The organism is Enterobacter sp. AC1 (assembly GCF_050434705.1).
Lineage (GTDB): Bacteria > Pseudomonadota > Gammaproteobacteria > Enterobacterales > Enterobacteriaceae > Enterobacter > Enterobacter cloacae_L.
Window position 1 is genome coordinate 522656 of record NZ_JBNDIZ010000002.1, and the last position, 19023, is coordinate 541678.

Consider the following 19023-nt stretch of genomic DNA (forward strand, 5'->3'; position numbering starts at 1 on the left):
AAAAAAACCTCGTGAAATCCGTAAAATGGTTAAGCGCTGGTGGATTTATCGCCTGATAGATTAGGAATAATCTGGATGAATGTAACGGCGCGTGCGCGCACTATGCGCATTTAGTAGTGAAAATTGCATGTGATTTGAAAGAGATAGCTGAGGCTGGAAACGTTCTGTTACAGGAAAGGTTTCATTAGACATCACGAATCACAAAGAGTTTCGCAAATTTTTTTGATATATTTAAAGCTTACGGACTTACTTGAAGCACATTTGAGGTGGTTATGAAAAAAATTGCATGTCTTTCAGCACTGGCCGCTGTACTGGCTGTTTCCGCAGGTACCGCTGTAGCTGCTACTTCTACTGTTACTGGTGGTTACGCTCAGAGCGACTATCAGGGCGTGATGAACAAAGCTAACGGCTTCAACCTGAAGTATCGCTACGAGCAGGATAACAACCCACTGGGCGTGATCGGTTCTTTCACCTACACCGAGAAAGATCGTTCTGAAAACGGCGCATACAACAAAGGCCAGTACTACGGTATCACTGCTGGTCCAGCTTACCGTCTGAATGACTGGGCAAGCATCTACGGTGTTGTAGGTGTTGGCTACGGTAAATTCCAGCAGACCGAAAACGAAGGTCTGAACCGCACTGCAAGCAACAGCGACTATGGCTTCTCCTATGGCGCAGGCCTGCAGTTCAACCCAATCCAGGACGTTGCTCTGGACTTCTCTTATGAGCAGAGCCGTATCCGCAACGTTGACGTTGGCACCTGGATCGCGGGCGTAGGTTACCGCTTCTAATCACTTCGGTGAGCCTATAATAAATCCGCCCAATGTGGCGGATTTTTTTATGGAATATAAAAGCAAAACGGCAACCCAGGTTGCCGTTTTTAGTGTTTGTTCCCTCTCCCCGCGGGAGAGGGCATCAGGCCGCATGAGTCGGCAGAGTTTACTTACTCTTAATATCAAACATATCCGTACCCAGATGGTTGTAGTCAACTTTCTGTAACTTGAAGTTGGTAACGTACACTGGGGGGGCTTTCTTATTTGAGACAAACGGGTAAGCATTTTTTATCTGCCCGGCAGTAATCCCCGTCCACTGCGAGAAGAACTGCAGGAAATCATTAGCTGAACGACGCGCTTTAATAACGCGATGCGTTTTATCATCACTCGACAGCACCATAAACGGTACCTGGAAGTTCTGCTGGAACTTGTCATCGTGGGCCAGATACTGCACCTCTTTACCGCGCTCCTTGAACGCCAGCCCGTGATCCGAGAAATAGACCATGGAGAAGCTGTCACCCGTGTTGCGTAACTGCTCGTACAGTTTGCTCAGCAGGTCGTCGGTTTGCGTCATGGTGTAGAGATAGCACGAGGTCTCTTTGGACTGCACGAACTCCGCATACTTCCCGCCAGTTCGGTCGCAGGCCTGCGGGTGTGACCCCATCAGGTGCAGGACGATCAGCTGAGGCTGAGTGCGCGGGGTGGCGAACACCTGCGCCGTCATTTTCAACAGCGCTTCGTCTTTGGTGTTTTTGTCCGCTTCAAAGTCGCCGCTCTTCAGGAACTGCACTTCGTCAGCACGCTTAGCAATGCTCGCGATGGCCGTATCGTATTCGCCAATCTGCCCCTGATTGGAGAACCACCATGTCTGATAACCCGCGCGGTTTGCCAGGGTCACAAAATTATCCTGATACTGCGGCTTGCCATCCACCACGCGGTTAAGCGTCAGGCCGAGCGACTTCTGCGTCGAGCCGCTGGCCGCGACATAATCGGTAAACAGGGTGCCTTTAACCGTATTCGCAAACGGGGTGTTATCCCAGTGTCCGCCAAACGCTCCCATCGCATCGCGACGTGCACTCTCGCCAATCACCACCACATAGGTGTGATATTTCGGCTTCACGGCCAGCACGTTCCAGGTGTCTTTCATATTGGAAAGCTCAGCCATGCGCGCCTGCTCGTCGAGCACCTCTTTATTATTTACAACGACGTCTTTCACGAAGCGGAAAACCGGATAGCCGATATTGATGAGCCTTAGCTTACCGTCCCAGGGAATATTCTGGATGGGGGCGACAAACGCCACGGCAATGCTGAACACCAGACAGAGTATTTCGGTCTTGCCCCAGGTTTTTTTCTCGCCCGACTGGCGGCGGATGGCGATAACGCCCAACGCGAAGATAAAGAGCCCGACCACGTAGCTGTACCACGGGAAAATAGTCAGGATCTCCGTCGACTCTTCCACATTGGTCGAGTGCAGCGCCAGCAGGGTATTAAAGTTTGGCGAGCCGTACGCCTGACCAAACGGGAAATAGAGTGCAGCAACCAGCGAACAGATCCCGATTACTGCTTTTTGCACGCGCGGTGCGGCTCGCCACAGCACATGCAGCACGCAGGTGAAAGCCACCGCGTAGAGCAGACTAAAGGGGTAACCCAGCGAAAAGTTAATCAGCAATGACTGCAAAAAGTAAAAACCCGTCCACGGGCTTAAGGCCCGGCTGCGGGTCACAACGGTATCTATCAGGGTTAAATTCATAGGTCACTATCATGGATGAAAACGCCATGTGCTCACCCTGGCGTCAAGGGTCATAACCTGCCTGACAGTGCGTGGAGAGGGAATAGGGTCCGCTTCAGCGAGCCGCAAATTGTGCAGGGCTGCAAGAAGATAGTGCGAGCGGTAAATAATATCAACAGTTGCTAAGCAGATGTTTTGCGAAGGGGACTGCAAATCCGTAAAAAAGATCGGGAATAAGGCGGCCAGGAGCCAGTTTACAGCGAGATTGTGACGGGAAAATGACGCGGCGTACCGCAACGCCGCTTAATGGGAAGGTTTGTCGTCCTGATGCGGTTTGTTGTTAAACATATCGCACAGCATGTTCAACAGCATCAAGCGCACTTTAAAGGGAGAGTGGGTAAACACGGTCATACACCTCTTGAATTCGTTCATAAGACCTCCTGATTTTTGATCCCTTCGATCCGTGAAGGGTGACTGCATTACATACAGATATAGCACAGGCTATGTTGTATAGCTATGGCTATTTCGTTAATTTTTTGTGCTTGCAGAGCTATGGTTTACAATGTGCGCTCTCGATACCGGGCGCTGGAAGCGTCACCCCACTGAGGAAGTACAATGAACCGTCGCGCAGGTAAGCCAACAATGAGGAAAACGACGCAACTGGTGAATGTTGAAGAACATGTCGAAGGTTTTCGCCAGGTCCGTGAAGCGCACCGGCGTGAACTGATTGATGATTATGTTGAGCTCATTTCCGATCTGATCCGTGAGGTCGGGGAAGCGCGTCAGGTCGATATGGCCGCCAGGCTGGGGGTTTCGCAACCGACTGTCGCTAAAATGTTAAAACGTCTGGCCTCCGTGGGCTTAATTGAAATGATCCCCTGGCGCGGTGTCTTTCTGACGCCAGAAGGGGAGAAGCTCGCGCAGGAGAGCCGCGAGCGCCATCAGCTTGTCGAGAATTTTTTACTGGTGCTGGGCGTCAGCCCGGAGATCGCCCGCCGGGATGCGGAAGGAATGGAGCACCACGTCAGTGAAGAGACGCTGGTGAAGTTTCGTGAATTTACGCTTAAATATGGTCCCTCCGCTGAATGAAAATCCCTGGACTGCAGGCTCTGGCTCGCGATCGTTTCTTCCATCTCTTATTACTCATTGGCGCAGCATTAAGCCTCTTTGTGCCGTTTGCACCGCGCGCCTGGCCTGCCGCCATTGACTGGCGCACCATCATTACCCTGAGCGGCTTAATGATGCTCACCAAAGGGGTCGAGCTGAGCGGCTATTTTGACGTGCTGGGACGTAAAATGGTGCGCCGCTTTGCCACCGAGCGCAGGCTGTCGCTGTTTATGGTTTTTTCCGCCGCGGTGCTGTCGACGTTTCTGACCAACGATGTGGCGTTGTTTATCATCGTGCCCCTCACGCTAACGCTGCGTAAACTGTGCGAGATCCCGGTCAGCCGCTTGATCATCTTTGAAGCGCTGGCCGTCAATGCCGGCTCACTCCTGACGCCTATTGGCAACCCGCAAAATATCCTTCTCTGGGGACGTTCCGGACTGTCGTTCGCCGCGTTCACCTGGCAGATGGCCCCTCTGGCGCTGGTGATGATGCTGTCGCTGCTGGCGGTCTGCTGGTTTGCGTTTCCGGATAAAAAACTGCAGTACCACAGCGGAACAACCGGTCCGCAGTGGCAGCCTCGTCTGGTCTGGAGCTGCCTTGGCTTATACATCGTCTTTCTGTTCGCGCTGGAGCTGAAGTATGAGCTGGCGGGCGTCCTGCTCGTTGCGGCGGGGTTTGTCGTGCTGGCGCGCCGCGTGCTGGTGAGCGTGGACTGGACGCTTCTGCTGGTCTTTATGGCGATGTTTATTGATGTGCATCTTCTTATCCAGCTTCCGGTGCTGCAAAACGTGCTGCACAGCGTCAGTACGCTGTCTCAGCCGGGACTGTGGCTGACGGCGATTGGCCTGTCGCAGGTTATCAGCAACGTGCCTTCCACCATTCTGCTGCTCAACTATGTTCCGCCGGATACGCTGCTGGCCTGGGCCGTTAACATCGGTGGGTTTGGCCTGCTGCCCGGTTCGCTGGCAAACCTGATAGCCCTGCGCATGGCTAACGACCGTCGTATCTGGTGGCGCTTCCATCTCTGGTCTATCCCGATGCTGGTATGGGCCGCGGCGATCGGTTTCGGACTATTCCTTCTCATATAGTGCGCAATTTGTCAGTTTTTCCTGGCAAACGTATAGCAACGTCCTAGCTTTAGTGAACGGCATAGTGTGATGCCGCTCACTGACAGGACCGTTGCTGAACTATGGCTGAAGATCAAAATCCGCCTGCTGACGAGCAGGACAAAAACAATAATGAGCGTAAGCGCCCAGGCAAAAAACCGTTAATTATCCTCGGCATTGTCGTGGTGGTAATGGTCGTTGTGGCGCTGGTCTGGTGGTTTTTAACCCGTAACGAAGAGACAACTGACGACGCCTTTACCGACGGCGACGTGGTGACGATTGCACCCAAAACGGCAGGCTACGTCACCGAGCTGCGCGTGCGCGATAACCAGCGCGTGAAAAAGGGCGATCTGCTGGTGGTCATCGATCCGCGCGATACTACCGCACAGCGCGATCAGGCGCAGGCCCAGCTTGGGCTGGCCATCGCCCAGCTGCACCAGGCCCAGGCGCAGCTGGCGCTCTCAAAAGTCCAGTATCCCGCCCAGCGTGACGAGGCCAAAGCGCAGGTGCTGAAAGCGCAGGCCGATCTGGCGAACGCGCAGGCAGAATACCGTCGCCAGCGCGGCGTCGACCCGCGTGCGACCACCCAGCAAAGTATTGATTCCGCGAACGCACAGCTGCGTAGCGCACAGGCGGGGCTGGCCAGCGCCCAGGCGCAGCTGGAAGTGGCGGAACAGGTTCAGCTGCAAATCCGCCAGCAGGAAACCAACGTTGAAGCGCGCGAGCGTCAGGTCGATCAGGCTAAAGCCCAGCTGGAAACGGCCAATCTGAACCTCTCCTATACCGAAGTCCGCGCCCCGTTCGACGGCGTTGTCACCAAACGCAACGTGCAGCCCGGTACCCTGGTGCAGGCGGGAACGGCGCTTTTCTCGCTGGTTTCTCCAAACGTGTGGGTGGTGGCGAACTTTAAAGAGTCGCAGCTCGAGCGCATGAAGCCGGGTGATAAGGTCACCGTGTCCGTTGACGCATGGCCGGATATGGAGCTTGAGGGCCATGTAGACAGTATCCAGCAGGGCAGCGGCTCGCGCTTCTCTGCCTTCCCGGCAGAAAATGCCACCGGCAACTTCGTTAAAATTGTGCAGCGCGTACCGGTCAAAATCGTCATCGATAAAGGCCTGGATCCAAACAAACCGCTGCCGCTGGGGCTGTCGGTTGCGCCGAAGGTGACGGTGGAATGACGGATCGCAGCCACGACAGCTGGAAGCCCGCCAGCAATCCGTGGGCGGTGGCGATTGTTGTCACCCTGGCGGTGTTTATGGAGATCCTCGACACCACCATCGTCAACGTTGCGTTGCCCCACGTGGCGGGTTCACTCTCGTCCAGCTATGACGAATCCACCTGGGTGTTAACCAGCTATCTGGTGGCGAACGGCATTGTGCTGCCCATCTCGGCGTTTCTGAGCCGGGTGTTCGGCCGCAAGCAGTTCTTCCTGATTTGCATCGTCATGTTTACCGTCTGCTCGTTCCTGTGCGGGATCGCCACCGAGCTATGGCAGATCATCCTGTTCCGCGTGATGCAGGGCTTTTTTGGCGGTGGACTCCAGCCTACGCAGCAGTCGGTCTTACTCGACTACTTTAAGCCGGAAGACAGGGGCAAAGCCTTTGGGTTGTCCTCCATCGCCATCATCGTTGCGCCGGTCCTCGGCCCGACGCTGGGGGGCTGGATCACCGACAACTACTCCTGGCGCTGGGTGTTCTTTATCAATATCCCGGTGGGGATTGTGACGGTGCTGGCGATCTACCAGCTGCTGGAAGATCCGCCGTGGGAGAGTAAATCGAAAGAGAAGCTGACCATCGACTGGACGGGCATTGGCCTGATCGCACTGGGGCTGGGCTGCCTGCAGGTGATGCTGGACCGGGGGGAAGATGAAGACTGGTTCTACTCGAACTTTATTCGTACTTTCGCCGTGTTGACGCTTGTCGGCATTATCGGCGCCATCTACTGGCTGGTGTATGCCAAAAAGCCTGTGGTGGATCTGCACTGCATGAAGGACCGCAACTTCGCTGTCTCCAGCCTGCTGATGGCCGGGATGGCGATGATTTTGTACGGCAGTTCGGTAGTGATCCCGCAGCTGGCGCAGCAGGATTTGGGTTACACCGCTACCTGGTCCGGGCTGGTGCTGTCGCCCGGAGCGGTGCTGATCGTCTTAACTATCCCGCTGGTATTGAAGCTGATGCCGGTGGTACAGACGCGCTGGATTATTGCCTTTGGCTTTACCTGTCTGGCGGTGTCGTTCTTCTGGTCGCGTACGCTGACGCCGGATATTGACTTCGAAACTCTGGTGCTGTTCCGCAGCGCCCAGTCGATAGGGCTGGGGTTCCTGTTTGTTCCGCTGACTACCATTGCCTTTATTTCGATTCCAAGGCGGCTGAACGCCGATGCCGCAGCGTTGTTCACCATGTTCCGTAACGTTGCGGGTTCGGTTGGGATTTCGCTGTCGACGGCGGCGATTACCGAGCGCTCTCAGGCGCACAGCGCGCACCTTGCGTACCACGCCTCGCCGCTAAACGAGCAGTTTCAGCAGGCGATACGCGAAAGCGCCCAGGCAATCCAGAACTTCACCACCCAGGTAGGGGACCCCACCGGAATTGCCACCGGACGCATGTACCAGACCATGATTGAGCAGTCGCGCTTCCTGGCCTACATCGACGTCTTCACCATTCTGAGCGCGGTAGCCTTGTTATTGATTCCGTTTTGTTTGTTGCTCTCGCCGGTTAAGAGCGAGGGGAGTGCAGGAGCACACTGATGATACACAGACGTTTCCACCCTCTGATGATAATGATGCTGCTGGCGGGCTGCGCCGTCGGGCCAGACTACCAGCAGCCCGCGCCACCCGCCGTCACGCACTGGAACGATAAGGGCGACAGCACGGTGAAATCACAAACCACCTCCGCCGCGACCAACCCGCGCTGGTGGAAAACCTTCGGCTCGCCGCAGCTCGATAGCCTGGTTGAACGCGCCATCGCCGGAAACCTGACGCTGCAGCAAACGGTGCTGCGCATCGCGGGAGCGCGCGAACAGATTAATCAGGCGGGCGGGGCGTTTTACCCGTCGGTGAACGGCAATTTGCAGGCGACGCGCCAGCAGCTCGGCCTGGAAGGGGAGCTGAAATCCCACGGCGTGTACGATCGGCTTGATAATGTCGATCCTGAACTGCGGGGCGCGTTAGGCCCGCTGACGCAGCCGATTAACCTTTATCAGGGAAGCTTCGACGCCCAGTGGGAAATCGACCTGTGGGGCAAGGTGCGCCGACAGGTGGAGGCGGCAGAAGCGCAGCAGAAGGCAGCGATAGAGCAGCGTAACGACGCGCTGGTGTCGCTGGAAGCGGAAGTGGCGCGCGCCTGGCTGCAGCTGCGCGGGTCGCAGAGCATTATCGCCACGCTGAATACCCAGATAAAAAGCGCCCAGCAGACGCTGGATCTGACCGAAAGCCGCCAGCGCGGCGGGCTGTCGCCGCAGATGGACGTGGAAAACGCCCGGGCGCAGCTGGGCAATCTCGAAGCACAGCTTCCGCAATATCAGGCGCAGGAGCGGCAGGCGATGAACGGTCTGGCGATCCTGCTCGGCAAGCCGCCCGGCGCGCTGGATGCGGAATTGCAAAGCGTGCAGCCGATGCCTGCCCTGCCTGATATCGTGCAAACGGGCATTCCGTCGACGCTGGCGCGCCGTCGTCCGGACGTGCGCGAAGCGGAGGCGAACCTTCACGCCGCCACGGCGCAAATCGGCGTCTCGGTGGCCGAGCTGTTCCCGAGCTTTACGCTTTCCGGCCAGTTTGGCCTGCGCAACAGCGAAACCAACTGGCTGACCGACTGGAGCAGCCACTTCTACAGCTTCGGGCCGCAGGTCTCCATTCCCATCTTCCAGGGCGGACGGCTGGTCTCCAGCGTGAAGGTCGCGCGGGCGCAGCAGGGCGCAGCGGTGCTGGACTATCGCCAGACGGTGCTGACCGCGCTCGGGGATGTGGAAAACGCGCTGGTGAGCTATCGAACCGACCAGCAGCGCGAAGCGGGCCTCGCGAAGACCATCGACGCGCTGCAAAACGCGTTCGACCTGGCGAGCGACAGCTACCGGCAGGGCATCGCCAGCTTTATCGACGTGCTGGACGCCCAGCGGCAGCTTGCGCAGGCCCAGCAGCAGCGCGCGCAGGCTCAGGTGCAAAGCGCGCTCGACCTGGTCGCGCTCTATAAAGCGCTCGGCGGCGGCTGGGAGCCGTATCAGCAGGTGCAGTTACCGGATTACAGCGTCTTTGGCGACGCCCCGCGCGGATAAACATTCAGAGGATTGGGCAAGAAACGGACAGGAACGCCACATTCGCGATGGTTGAGGGGCGGGTATAACTATCGGGTACCCAATCGACATGCGAGGAATCACTTATGCGTTATCAAAAACTGGGCAACACCGGACTGTTTGTTTCTGAACTGTGCCTCGGCACCATGACCTTCGGCGGTGAAGACGGCATGTGGGGCAAGATTGGTCAGCTTAAGCAAAACGAAGCCGAGCAGCTGGTGGGCCGCGCGCTGGACGCGGGCATCAACTTTATCGACACCGCCGACGTCTATTCGGAAGGGCGCTCGGAGACGATCCTCGGGCAGGCGCTGAAAAACCTGAACGTCCCGCGCGAAAATGTGGTGGTCGCCACCAAGGTGTTTGGCGAAACGGGTACCGCAGGGGTGAACTCGCGCGGCAGCTCGCGCTATCACATCATCAGCAGCGTGAAGGAGAGCCTGCGCCGCCTGCAGCTCGATCATATCGATCTTTACCAGCTTCACGGTTTTGACCCCGCCACGCCGATCGAAGAGACGCTTTATGCCCTGGATAACCTGGTGCAGCACGGCCACGTGCGCTACATCGGCGTGTCCAACTGGGCGGCGTGGCAGATTGCCAAAGCGCTCGGTATTTCTGAACGTCTTGGGCTGGCGCGTTTCGCATCGCTTCAGGCGTATTACACTATCGCCGGACGCGATCTTGAGCGCGAGCTGGTGCCGATGATGCAGAGCGAAGGCGTCGGGCTGATGGTCTGGAGCCCGCTGGCGGGCGGTCTGCTGAGCGGAAAATATGGCCGCGACGGGCAGGGTGAAGCCGGTAGTCGCCGTCTGGAGTTTGACTTCCCGCCGGTGGATAAAGATCGCGCCTTCGACTGCGTGGACGTGATGCGCACCATTGCCGAGCATAAAGGCGTCTCCGTGGCGCAAATCGCGCTGGCGTGGCTGCTGCACCAGAACGCGGTGACCAGCGTCATTATCGGTGCCAAACGTATCGATCAGCTGGACGACAATATTGCCGCGACCGGGATCCGCTTAAGCGAAGACGAGCTTAAACAGCTTGATGCGGTCAGCGCGCTGCCGCGCGAATATCCGGGCTGGATGCTGGAGCGGCAGGGTGAATATCGCCGTAATCAGCTCGAACAGTAATATCCCTTCCTCCCCGGTGGCGCTTCGCTTACCGGGGCTACTTCCCTGGTCATTATTTCAATCCATCTCACAAAAAACGATCCTCCTCTTTGATCGTCTTTTCATCTTCGCCTATATGACTAGTCATGAAATTTTAAATGACTAGTCATATAGGGAGAGAACATGAACAATCAGCTGCCGGCCAACTTTTTATGGGGCAACTCGGTATCCAGCATGCAGACGGAAGGTGCCTGGAATGAGGGCGGGAAGGGGATGTCGGTATATGACATACGGGAGGCCGGGGAGAACATCTCCGACTGGAAAGTCGCCACCGACTCCTACCACCGCTACCGGGAAGATTTCGATCTGATGCAGGATCTGGGCATGAACTGCTACCGCTTTCAGATCTCGTGGAGCCGCGTCTGCCCGCAGGGTGACGGCGAGTTTAACGACGAGGGCATCGCGTTTTATGACCGTTTTATCGACGATCTGATCGCTCGCGGCATTGAGCCGATGGTTTGTCTCTACCACTTCGATATGCCGCTGGCGCTGGCGCAGGAGTACAACGGCTTCAATGACCGCCGGGTAATGGACGCCTTTATCCGCTACGGCAAAAAGATGATCGACTGCTATGGCGACCGCGTGAAGTACTGGCTGACCTTCAACGAGCAAAACATTTTCCATATGCCGGAAGCGTTCCGCATTTCCGGCTACATGAAAGGCGAGAAAACCCTGCGCGAGCTGTACGAGCTGCAGCATCACACCATGGTGGCGCACATGTCGCTGACCGAATACCTGCACCAGACTAAACCGGGCCAGCTGATGGGCGGCATGCTGGCTCACCAGCTGATTTATCCGGCAACCTGCAAACCGCGCGATATCTTCTGCGCCCAGCAGTACGACGAGTTCCTCAACCAGAACCTGCTGCGCGTCTTTGCCGGGCAGGGCTACAGCCCGGCGGTGATGGCGGTGGTGGAGCAGGAAGGCTTTGGCGATATCTACCGCGCTGAGGACCTGGCGCTGTTCGCCCGTACAAAAAACGACTATATGGCCTTCAGCTATTACGCCAGCAAAACGCTGGACAGCGATGCGATCCCGGAAGGCACGCCGGTGAACTATTACCTGCTTCACGGCGAGAAAAATAACCCATACCTGAAGGCCACCGAGTGGAACTGGCAGATCGATCCGCTGGGCTTTCGCACCATCATCACCCGCTACGCCAACGACTGGCGGATGCCGGTCTTCCCGATTGAGAACGGCATTGGGGTGATTGAATCCTGGGACGGCGTGAACCCGATTGATGACACCTACCGCATCGACTACCACCGGGCGCATATCGATGCCATGAAGGAGGCGATGTTCGAGGACGGGGCGGAGGTCATTGGCTACCTTGGCTGGGGCTTAATCGACATTCTCAGTTCCCAGGGCGACATGCGTAAGCGCTATGGCGTGGTCTATGTCAACCGGGAAAACCACGACCTGAAAGACCTGAAGCGCGTGCCGAAGAAGAGCTATGCGTGGTTAAAACAGGTTATCCATACCAACGGACGCGAGATGTAAGCCGTACGCTGCCGGGCCGTTTTTGTGACTGATTGATGGGAACTATCCGCTATGTCTGAAACAAAAATAACACCGCATATGCAGTCCTTTGTCGACAAATTTGTAGAGTTCTCGGCGCGCCTGGCAAACCAGGTGCACCTGCGCTCCCTGCGCGACGCCTTCGCCACGGTGATGCCGATTTTCATCCTCGCCGGTCTGGCGGTGCTGGTGAACAACGTGGTATTCCCGTGGATTTTTGACGGCGACACGCTGGCACACTTCAAAGTGTGGGGCGAGGCGATTATCAACGGCACGCTGAACATCGCCGCGCTGCTGCTGGCGCCGATGATTGCCTGGTCGCTGGCGCGCAACAAAGATTTCGACAATCCGGTCTCGGCAGTGGTTATTGCCGTCAGTAGCTTTATTATCATGATGCCGATGCGCCTTCAGGTTACGCCCGTCGGCGGCAATACCGCGGTGAACGTCACCCAGGTGCTGACGTTCGCCAATATTGGCTCCACCGGGATTTTTGCCGGCGTGCTGATTGGCCTGCTCTCCACGGAAGTGTTTATCGCCATTTCGCGGCTGAAGGCGTTGCACATTTCCCTCGGGGAAAACGTGCCGCCGGCGGTGAGCAAATCCTTTACCGCGCTGATCCCGACCATTCTCACGCTTTCGCTGTTCGCAGTGCTGGCGGCCATACTGGCAAACGTGCTGCACACGGACCTGATCCATCTTATTACGACCTTTATCCAGCAGCCCCTGCGGCTGATCAACACCAGCCTGCCGGGGACGATTTTCATCTACAGCTTTGGTAACTTCCTGTTCACGCTGGGTATTCACCAGTCGGTGGTGAACAGCGTGGTGCTGGAGCCGTTCCTGCTGATTAACACCAACGAGAACATGCTGGCCTTTGCCAACGGACAGCCGATCCCGCACATCATCAACAACATCTTCGTGCCGACGTTTGGCATGGTGGGCGGCACGGGCAGCACGATATCGCTGCTGATCGCCATCTTTATCTTCTCCCGACAAAAGTCGGCGAAGCAGGTGGCGCGTCTGTCGCTGGCACCGGGCTTATTCAACATCAACGAGCCGGTGATCTTCGGCCTGCCGATTGTGTTTAACCTGCCGCTGATGATCCCGTTTGTGCTGCTGCCCGCCATCGGCATTTACTTCGCCTGGCTCTGTACCACGCTGGGGTTAATGTCGCGCTGCGTGGTGATGATCCCGTGGACCACGCCGCCAATTCTGAGCGCCTGGCTGGCCACGGCGGGGGACTGGCGGGCGGTGGTGGTGCAGTTGGCAATCATCGTATTTGGTGTATTCTTCTACCTGCCTTTCCTCAAGATTGCCGAGAGAGTGGCATTAAAAAACAGCGGGATAGAAAACTAACTAGAAGGAAGGACGATGGCGGCGAAGTACATCACCATAGCGCGGGAAATTAAGAAACGCATCATCAGCCAGCAGTACGCCGCCAACGAACCGCTGCCGGACCAGTTTGCGCTGGCGGCGGAGTTCAACTCCAGCCGGATGACCATTCAGCAGGCCATGCGCCAGCTGATCGTCGAAGGGCTGGTCTACACCCGCCAGGGGCAGGGGACGTTCATCCGCAAAAATTTTCTCCAGCTCTCGCAGTGGGATCTTTCCGGCAGCGACTACTTTGGCGCCACTAAAACCTGGGAACACCTGGGTAAGGTAACCAGCCAGGTGGTCCATTTTGAGCTGCGCTTCCCGAACGAGAAAGAACAGGCGTCGCTGATGATTAACGCCGATGCGCCCGTGTATGACTTTATCCGTCTGCGTTTGCTCAACGGAGAACCCATGTCGCTTGATTCAACGGTAATGCCGATGAATCTGGTGCCCGGGCTGACGAAAAGCCATCTTGAAGGTTCGGTGTTCCAGTATCTCCAGGAGACGCTGGGGCTGAAAATTATGGGGTCGTACCGGGTGGTGCGGGCGTTAAAGCCGAGTGCGCTGGACATGCAGCATCTGGTCTGTGCAGAGAGCGACCCGGTGCTGGAGGTCGAGCAGGTGATCTATCTGGAGGATGGCACACCGCTGGAGTATGCCCACTGTCACTATCGTTACGACCACGGCGGGATCGTTATCGTGAATAACGGGTAAAAAAAAGCGGGCAACGAGGCCCGCTTTTTTAATGTTTCGCTATCAGTTCAAACGCACCGGCATACCGGAGCGGTTCTGTACAGCCTGATCGACAATCGCCGTTTCCACGTCTGGCTGAGAGGTTACAGCCTGCACCGCGCTGTTCAGCGTAACTGGTACGACTTCGTTGTTGTTGATCTGATCTTCGCTGGTAGACAGCGGGTTGTGCACTTCGATGTAGCGGCTGCCGTCTGGCTCAGACGTCGCTTTCACCGGTTCGTTGATGAACTGCACACGCGTACCGACCGGCACGTTTTCGAACAGGAACTTGATGTCTTCGTTACGCAGACGCACGCAGCCGTGGCTCACGCGCAGGCCGATACCGAAGTTGGCGTTGGTACCGTGAATGGCGTACAGACGGCCAATGTAGAGCGCGTACAGACCCATTGGGTTATCCGGGCCTGCAGGAACGACGGCTGGCAGCGGTTCGCCTGCAGCGATGTATTCCGCGTGCATTTTGGCCGTCGGCGTCCAGGTTGGGCCCGCTTTCTTACGCTCAACTTTGGTGGTCCAGTTCAGCGGGGTGTCTTTACCCAACTGGCCGATACCGATTGGCAGCACGATAACGGTGTTGGTGCCTTTCGGATAGTAATACAGACGCATTTCCGCGCTGTTAATCACGATACCTTCGTGAACGGTATCCGGCAGGATCAGCTGCTGAGGAATATTCAGCACGGTACCCGCTTTCGGCAGATACGGGTCTACGCCCGGGTTCGCTTCCAGCATGTTAGACAGGCCCAGCTGGTACTGCGCAGCGAAATACTCGAGTGGCTGAGAGTTACCTTCCGGAACGGTGACCACCTGGTTTTGTCCCACCAGACGGCTACCGTCGGTCGGCAGCGGATACGTCACCGCAGAAGCGGTCTTACAAAAACCTACTACGGCTAACGCCGCCGCAAAAAGCGTTGTTAATTTCATGTTCATGTTGTGCGAGGTATCTAAGCCATTCAGGCGATGAGTTGATAAGTCTGAATCTGTGATGGGAGCGCATTATATGTGCATTCCCGCTAACAGGGAATTCAGATGTGTACGAAATCACATTTTTTTCGATTTTGTTAAAGTTTAGTGGATTGCCGCAACACGGGATCTCAATTCGGAATTGTGGCATAATGCCGTGTTTATCACACTTTTCGCAGGAATCTCCCCGTGTTAGTTACCAGCAACGTCACTATGCAGTTTGGCAGTAAGCCGCTGTTCGAAAACATTTCCGTCAAATTTGGCGGCGGCAACCGTTACGGCCTCATTGGTGCCAACGGTAGCGGTAAATCCACCTTTATGAAGATCCTCGGCGGTGACCTGGAGCCGACGCTCGGCAACGTTTCGCTCGATCCTAACGAGCGCATCGGTAAGCTGCGTCAGGATCAGTTCGCCTTCGAAGAGTTCACCGTACTTGATACGGTGATCATGGGGCACGCGGAGCTGTGGGAAGTGAAGCAGGAGCGCGATCGCATTTACGCCCTGGCTGAAATGAGCGAAGAAGACGGCTATAAAGTTGCCGACCTGGAAACACAGTACGGCGAAATGGACGGATACTCTGCGGAAGCGCGCGCGGGCGAGCTGCTGCTCGGCGTCGGCATTCCCGTTGAACAACACTACGGCCCGATGAGCGAAGTTGCGCCAGGCTGGAAGCTGCGTGTCCTGCTGGCGCAGGCGCTGTTCTCTAACCCGGACATCCTGCTGCTCGACGAACCGACGAACAACCTGGATATCGACACCATCCGCTGGCTGGAGCAGACGCTGAACGACCGCGACAGCACCATGATCATCATCTCGCACGACCGTCACTTCCTGAACATGGTCTGTACGCACATGGCGGATCTGGACTATGGCGAGCTGCGCGTGTACCCGGGCAACTACGACGAATACATGACGGCGGCCACCCAGGCGCGTGAACGTCTGCTGGCGGATAACGCCAAGAAGAAAGCGCAGATTGCTGACCTGCAGTCCTTCGTCAGCCGCTTTAGCGCCAACGCCTCTAAGTCGCGTCAGGCGACCTCGCGTGCGCGTCAGATCGACAAAATCAAGCTGGACGAAGTCAAAGCCTCCAGCCGTCAGAACCCGTTCATTCGCTTCGAGCAGGACAAGAAGCTGTTCCGTAACGCGCTGGAAGTGGAAGCCCTGGCAAAAGGCTTTGAGAACGGCCCGCTGTTTAAAAACTTCAACCTGCTGCTGGAAGTGGGCGAGAAGATTGCCATTCTGGGCGCCAACGGCGTCGGTAAATCCACCATGCTGAAAACCCTGGTGGGTGAACTGCAGCCGGACAACGGCACCGTGAAGTGGTCTGAAAACGCGCAGATCGGTTACTACGCGCAGGATCACGAGTATGAGTTCGAAAACGATCTGACGGTATTCGACTGGATGAGCCAGTGGAAGCAGGAAGGCGACGACGAGCAGGCGGTGCGCAGCATTCTGGGGCGTCTGCTGTTCAGCCAGGACGACATCAAAAAGCCGGCTAAAGTGCTCTCCGGTGGTGAAAAAGGCCGCATGCTGTTCGGCAAGCTGATGATGGAAAAACCAAACATCCTGGTGATGGACGAACCGACTAACCACCTGGATATGGAATCTATCGAATCGCTGAACATGGCGCTGGAGATGTATCAGGGCACCCTGATCTTCGTCTCTCACGACCGTGAGTTCGTCAGCTCGCTGGCGACCCGCGTGATTGAAATTACGCCAGAGCGCGTGGTGGACTTCACCGGAAACTACGAAGATTACCTGCGCAGTAAAGGTATCGAGAACTAAAAAAAAGCCGGGTGGCGGCTTCGCCTTACCCGGCCAACGTTCTGTTCCCTCTCCCCGCGGGAGAGGGTTAGGGTGAGGGCATCAGGCCGCGCTACATCACCCACTCGCTCCCTTCAACCCCGTTCACCAGCAGCGTACGTTTTTCCCCCGCCGGTAACGACACCTTCAGCACTTTCCACGCCGGACGATAATCCCCGCGCGCGTTCACCTTGAGGTTAATGGTTGCGCCGTCGCACACCATTTCCCATTCAACCCACAGCGCATTGCCGTTCTGATAGCCCCAGCTTTCGCCGTCATCTTCAAACAGCATGCCAGAAGTTGTCCCGACGCCTTTTACCGGGAACAGCTTCAGCTCGCGGGTGTCGTCTTTTTCTGCGGATACGTGGGTGATACGCTCGCTGAGCGGCAGGCCGGCACCGGCGCGCACCAGCAGCGGCAGTTTTTCCAGCGGCGCGTCGAGGACGATCGATTGCCCACCGGCGAACCACGCGTGAGTATAAAAATCGTACCAGCCGGTTTCGTTATCCGGTAGCCAGACGCGGCGCTCGCGCTGACCGGCCTCCACGACGCTGGCGACCAGCAGGTCGCGGCCCAGCAGGAAGTCATCACACTCTTCGAAGGTCTGCGCATCGTGCTCGTGGTCAAGGAAGGTCGGGCGCAGCATCGGTTCATCGTCGGCGTGCGCCTGCCAGAGCAGGGTGTAGAGATACGGCAGCAGGCGGTAGCGCAGCTCAATCGCACCGCGAATGGCAGGGGTCACGCCCGGGTACATCCACGGCTCATTTACTGTGCAATCATCATTCCACGAGTGAATGGTAAAGCGCGGATGCATCACGCCGTTCTGCACCCAGCGCACGAACAGCTCGGCGTCCGGCTTGTCGCCGGAGAAACCGCCGACGTCGTGACCGACGTTGAACAGCCCGGACAGGCTCATTCCCAGCCCCATGCGGATGTTATAGCGCAGAGTCTGCCAGCTGGTGCGGTTGTCGCCGCTCCAGGTCTGAACGTAGCGCTGCATTCCGGCGCAGCCGGAGCGGGAGATCAGATACGGACGCTTCTCCGGGGCAAAGCGCTGCTGCGCTTCCAGCGAGGCGCGCATCATCAGCAGCGGCATCACCGGGCGAATATGCTTGATGGCGATCTCCTTGCCAAAGCCGTGACAGCGTGCTTCCCCGTCCCAGACTTCATATTCGTTGTTGTCGTTCCAGGTGGAATCGATGCCCATCTCCAGCAGCTGCGTGGTGACGCCGTTCTGCCACCACTGCACCGTCTGCGGGTTGGTAAAGTCGAGGTGCGATCCTTCGTCATCCCAGAAGCTGGAGCGTTCTGGGGCATCGGTTTCTGAATCGCGAATGAACAGGCCGCTCTCCGCCACTTCGCTATAGCGCGGATGGTCCTGTAGCAGGCACGGCTTGATGTTTGCCGCAAGCTTCAGCCCCGCGTCGTGGAACGCCTGACTCATCACCTTCGGCTGCGGCACCTTGTCATGGTTCCAGTTAAAGACGTAGCGCTTGCCGTTGATCGAGGTATAGCCGGAAGAGAGCTGGAACGAGTCGCACGGAATGGCGTGCTCTTCGCACAGGCGGATGAAGTTCATCAGCTGATTTTGCGCGTCCGGCGCGTCGGTGTAGTGCATGGTCGAGCCGCTGTAGCCCAGGCTCCATTTTGGCCCGAACAGCGTTTTTCCGGTCAGGCGCACGAAGGACTTGGTGACGTCCAGCACGCGCTTGCCGGTAAAGATGTAGTAATCGATATCGCCCGCTTCCGCCTGCCAGCGGCGGTAGGCGGTGTGGTAGTTGTCTATCTCGTTGCCCAGATCCAGCCAGCAGCTGCTCAGGTTGTCGTAGAACAGGCCGTAGCTGACGTCATCGCGGCGGGTGAGGGTGAACGGAATGTGCTTGTACAGCGGGTCGGTGCTGGCGGCGTTATAGCCCATTGCGTCGAGGTTACGCATCTCGTAGCGTTTGCCGTTGCGCTGCAGATCGCCCGCTTTCTCACCCAGACCGTAAAAACGCTCGTCCTTACGACGGCTCAGGTAATGCGCCACGCCGTCACCGTGGGCATTCAGCAGGTAAGCGCTGGTCGGACGGTCGTTGACCAGCGGCTGCCACTCGCCCGCGTCATTGCGGTAGTGCCACTCCAGCCACAGCGGCTGGTGGACGGTCACGCGCAGCCGTTCGGTTGCCACGGTTAACGTGTCGTCCTGCTGCGCCAGCGTCCAGGCCGGGCAGGTGAAACCGCTTAAATCGTCACGGCGGCGACCTTCCCACGGCACGTCTTTTTCCGGCGCGATGCTCCAGGTGCGATCCAGCGCCAGCTCGCCTTTGCGTTTGATCAGCACGCGGAACAGGTTCTCTTCCAGCACATACAGGCACAGGCGGTGCTGATTATCGACCAGCAGTTCCAGATGGTTTGCTGACTGTTTATCTATGGTCCAGTTTTTCAGGCTTTTCATATGCAATACATCCACT

The 19023-nt window shown here is 57.1% G+C and carries 15 protein-coding genes; 11 read left to right on the plus strand and 4 right to left on the minus strand.

All coding sequences use genetic code 11. From position 1 onward, the window contains the following. Positions 1 to 272: 272 nt before the first annotated feature. A complete protein-coding gene (gene ompX / locus M2433_RS07395; RefSeq protein WP_008501173.1) occupies positions 273 to 791 on the plus strand; it encodes an outer membrane protein OmpX in 519 nt (172 codons plus the stop codon). A gap of 148 nt (positions 792 to 939) precedes the next feature. On the opposite strand, the gene M2433_RS07400 is transcribed toward ompX, so the two are convergent. Both M2433_RS07400 and mntS read right to left on the minus strand, forming a co-directional pair. Continuing rightward, complete coding sequence (locus M2433_RS07400) at positions 940 to 2523, minus strand: phosphoethanolamine transferase (RefSeq protein ID WP_429053311.1); 1584 nt, start codon at positions 2521 to 2523, stop codon at positions 940 to 942. 282 nt (positions 2524 to 2805) lie between these two features. After that, on the minus strand, positions 2806 to 2934 hold the full coding sequence (gene mntS, locus M2433_RS07405) for a manganase accumulation protein MntS (RefSeq protein WP_014831181.1): 129 nt from the start codon (positions 2932 to 2934) through the stop codon (positions 2806 to 2808). Positions 2935 to 3117: 183 nt separating this feature from the next. On the opposite strand from mntS, the gene mntR reads away from it, so the two are divergent. The 9 genes from mntR to M2433_RS07450 all read left to right on the plus strand — a co-directional run bounded on the left by mntR (position 3118) and on the right by M2433_RS07450 (position 13771). Beyond that, positions 3118 to 3591 (plus strand): manganese-binding transcriptional regulator MntR, encoded by a 474-nt coding sequence (gene mntR / locus M2433_RS07410; RefSeq protein ID WP_023335001.1) that lies wholly within the window; start codon positions 3118 to 3120, stop codon positions 3589 to 3591. Beyond that, the gene (locus M2433_RS07415) at positions 3588 to 4697 is read left to right on the plus strand and encodes an anion transporter (protein WP_429053310.1); all 1110 of its coding nucleotides are present in this window, start codon (positions 3588 to 3590) and stop codon (positions 4695 to 4697) included. The genes mntR and M2433_RS07415 overlap by 4 nt, the downstream gene beginning before the upstream one ends. A 101-nt stretch (positions 4698 to 4798) precedes the next feature. Continuing rightward, positions 4799 to 5893, plus strand: a complete 1095-nt coding sequence (locus tag M2433_RS07420) for an HlyD family secretion protein (RefSeq protein ID WP_032661279.1) — start codon at positions 4799 to 4801, stop codon at positions 5891 to 5893. After that, positions 5890 to 7461, plus strand: a complete 1572-nt coding sequence (locus M2433_RS07425; protein ID WP_429053309.1) for a DHA2 family efflux MFS transporter permease subunit — start codon at positions 5890 to 5892, stop codon at positions 7459 to 7461. Before M2433_RS07420 ends, M2433_RS07425 begins: the two co-directional genes overlap by 4 nt. After that, positions 7461 to 8984, plus strand: a complete 1524-nt coding sequence (locus tag M2433_RS07430) for an efflux transporter outer membrane subunit (protein WP_429053308.1) — start codon at positions 7461 to 7463, stop codon at positions 8982 to 8984. Before M2433_RS07425 ends, M2433_RS07430 begins: the two co-directional genes overlap by 1 nt. A 104-nt stretch (positions 8985 to 9088) precedes the next feature. Further along, a complete protein-coding gene (locus M2433_RS07435) occupies positions 9089 to 10126 on the plus strand; it encodes an aldo/keto reductase (RefSeq protein WP_429053306.1) in 1038 nt (345 codons plus the stop codon). A gap of 162 nt (positions 10127 to 10288) precedes the next feature. Continuing rightward, positions 10289 to 11665 (plus strand): glycoside hydrolase family 1 protein, encoded by a 1377-nt coding sequence (locus M2433_RS07440; RefSeq protein WP_429053305.1) that lies wholly within the window; start codon positions 10289 to 10291, stop codon positions 11663 to 11665. A gap of 51 nt (positions 11666 to 11716) precedes the next feature. Next, complete coding sequence (locus tag M2433_RS07445; RefSeq protein WP_429053304.1) at positions 11717 to 13039, plus strand: PTS sugar transporter subunit IIC; 1323 nt, start codon at positions 11717 to 11719, stop codon at positions 13037 to 13039. A 15-nt stretch (positions 13040 to 13054) separates the two neighbouring features. Then, complete coding sequence (locus M2433_RS07450) at positions 13055 to 13771, plus strand: GntR family transcriptional regulator (protein ID WP_429053303.1); 717 nt, start codon at positions 13055 to 13057, stop codon at positions 13769 to 13771. A 42-nt stretch (positions 13772 to 13813) separates the two neighbouring features. Here the strand turns inward: M2433_RS07450 and ldtB are convergent, their stop codons facing one another. Further along, positions 13814 to 14734 carry a L,D-transpeptidase gene (ldtB, locus tag M2433_RS07455; protein ID WP_429053302.1) on the minus strand — a complete coding sequence of 307 codons (921 nt, stop codon included), beginning with the start codon at positions 14732 to 14734 and terminating at the stop codon, positions 13814 to 13816. 222 nt (positions 14735 to 14956) lie between these two features. Between ldtB and M2433_RS07460 the strand changes: the two genes are divergently transcribed. Further along, on the plus strand, positions 14957 to 16552 hold the full coding sequence (locus tag M2433_RS07460) for an ABC-F family ATPase (RefSeq protein ID WP_429053301.1): 1596 nt from the start codon (positions 14957 to 14959) through the stop codon (positions 16550 to 16552). A gap of 91 nt (positions 16553 to 16643) precedes the next feature. Here the strand turns inward: M2433_RS07460 and M2433_RS07465 are convergent, their stop codons facing one another. After that, entirely contained in the window at positions 16644 to 19007 is a 2364-nt protein-coding gene (locus tag M2433_RS07465) for a TIM-barrel domain-containing protein (protein WP_429053299.1), read from the minus strand. Positions 19008 to 19023 lie beyond the last annotated feature (16 nt).

Excerpts from the sequence above, each read along its gene's own strand:
- ompX (WP_008501173.1), top strand. The coding sequence starts at position 273 with ATGAAAAAAATTGCATGTCTTTCAGCACTGGCCGCTGTACTGGCTGTT.
- M2433_RS07400 (WP_429053311.1), bottom strand. The coding sequence starts at position 2,523 with ATGAATTTAACCCTGATAGATACCGTTGTGACCCGCAGCCGGGCCTTA.
- mntS (WP_014831181.1), bottom strand. The coding sequence starts at position 2,934 with ATGAACGAATTCAAGAGGTGTATGACCGTGTTTACCCACTCTCCCTTT.
- mntR (WP_023335001.1), top strand. The coding sequence starts at position 3,118 with ATGAACCGTCGCGCAGGTAAGCCAACAATGAGGAAAACGACGCAACTG.
- M2433_RS07415 (WP_429053310.1), top strand. The coding sequence starts at position 3,588 with ATGAAAATCCCTGGACTGCAGGCTCTGGCTCGCGATCGTTTCTTCCAT.
- M2433_RS07420 (WP_032661279.1), top strand. The coding sequence starts at position 4,799 with ATGGCTGAAGATCAAAATCCGCCTGCTGACGAGCAGGACAAAAACAAT.
- M2433_RS07425 (WP_429053309.1), top strand. The coding sequence starts at position 5,890 with ATGACGGATCGCAGCCACGACAGCTGGAAGCCCGCCAGCAATCCGTGG.
- M2433_RS07430 (WP_429053308.1), top strand. The coding sequence starts at position 7,461 with ATGATACACAGACGTTTCCACCCTCTGATGATAATGATGCTGCTGGCG.
- M2433_RS07435 (WP_429053306.1), top strand. The coding sequence starts at position 9,089 with ATGCGTTATCAAAAACTGGGCAACACCGGACTGTTTGTTTCTGAACTG.
- M2433_RS07440 (WP_429053305.1), top strand. The coding sequence starts at position 10,289 with ATGAACAATCAGCTGCCGGCCAACTTTTTATGGGGCAACTCGGTATCC.
- M2433_RS07445 (WP_429053304.1), top strand. The coding sequence starts at position 11,717 with ATGTCTGAAACAAAAATAACACCGCATATGCAGTCCTTTGTCGACAAA.
- M2433_RS07450 (WP_429053303.1), top strand. The coding sequence starts at position 13,055 with ATGGCGGCGAAGTACATCACCATAGCGCGGGAAATTAAGAAACGCATC.
- ldtB (WP_429053302.1), bottom strand. The coding sequence starts at position 14,734 with ATGAACATGAAATTAACAACGCTTTTTGCGGCGGCGTTAGCCGTAGTA.
- M2433_RS07465 (WP_429053299.1), bottom strand. The coding sequence starts at position 19,007 with ATGAAAAGCCTGAAAAACTGGACCATAGATAAACAGTCAGCAAACCAT.